The 1,000-nt window shown below is 47.7% G+C and carries 2 protein-coding genes; both read left to right on the forward strand.

What is annotated here, in order from left to right; genetic code table 11:
- Positions 1 to 159: 159 nt before the first annotated feature.
- Entirely contained in the window at positions 160 to 867 is a 708-nt protein-coding gene (locus D9742_RS22780) for a Rad52/Rad22 family DNA repair protein (RefSeq protein WP_000365283.1), read from the forward strand.
- A partial coding sequence (ssb, locus tag D9742_RS22785; RefSeq protein WP_130238322.1) for a single-stranded DNA-binding protein occupies positions 868 to 1,000 on the forward strand: 133 nt, incomplete at its 3' end.

Raw genomic sequence — 1,000 nt, forward strand, 5'->3', positions numbered from 1 at the left:
GAAGGAGAGCAAGTTACAGAGGCGCATGTACACGCAGAAAGCTCTCTGGTATCGCCATAATGGTGACCGCGAAGGAATGCGGGTATGCCTTAATTTGTCCAGAGTCGAAGTATTAAACCAGCGTTATTTCCTTGGGCCATGTCCATTCTGAGGTGAATTATGGATTTGAATAAATTCGATGAGCCATTCAGCCCTGAAGATATCGAATGGCGAATACAGCAAAGCGGTAAAACACGCGATGGCAAAGTGTGGGCTATGGTGCTGGCTTATGTCACGAACCGGGCAATCATGAAACGCCTTGACGATGTTTGTGGCAAAGCGGGATGGCGCAATGAATACCGCGATATTCCCAACAACGGCGGCGTTGAATGCGGCATATCAATCAAGATTGATTCCGAATGGGTAACCAAATGGGATGCTGCTGAAAACACGCAGGTAGAAGCCGTCAAAGGTGGTCGTTCCGGTGCAATGAAGCGTGCTGCCGTTCAGTGGGGAATCGGTCGGTATCTGTATAACCTTGAGGAAGGTTTCGCACAAACATCTCTCGATAAAAAGCAGGGATGGCACAGGGCAAAACTGAAGGATGGAACAGGATTTTACTGGTCCCCTCCATCGCTGCCGGGATGGGCAATGCCAGCATCTGGCAATCAACCATCACCAGAAAATACCAACCAGAAATCTCCATCGGTTGACTGCGAACAAATCCTGAAAGACTTCAGCGATTATGCATCGACAGAAACTGACAAGAAAAAACTCATAGAACGTTATCAGCATGACTGGCAATTAATGGCTGGCAATGAGGATGCGCAGGCTAAATGCGTTCAGGTAATGAACATCAGAGTTAATGAACTAAAACAGGCGGCATAAATGGCAAGCAGAGGAGTAAATAAGGTGATTATCCTTGGTCGGGTAGGACAAGACCCGGAAGTTCGATACTCACCATCAGGAACAGCGTTCGCTAACCTGACAATAGCCACGCCAGAACAATGGCGAGATAAAA

The sequence above is a fragment of the Escherichia sp. E1V33 genome (genome assembly GCF_004211955.1).
In the GTDB taxonomy this organism is placed as follows: domain Bacteria; phylum Pseudomonadota; class Gammaproteobacteria; order Enterobacterales; family Enterobacteriaceae; genus Escherichia.

What these genes read in the sequence shown, in the direction of transcription:
- D9742_RS22780 (WP_000365283.1), top strand. Translation starts at nt 160, where the DNA reads ATGGATTTGAATAAATTCGATGAGCCATTCAGCCCTGAAGATATCGAA.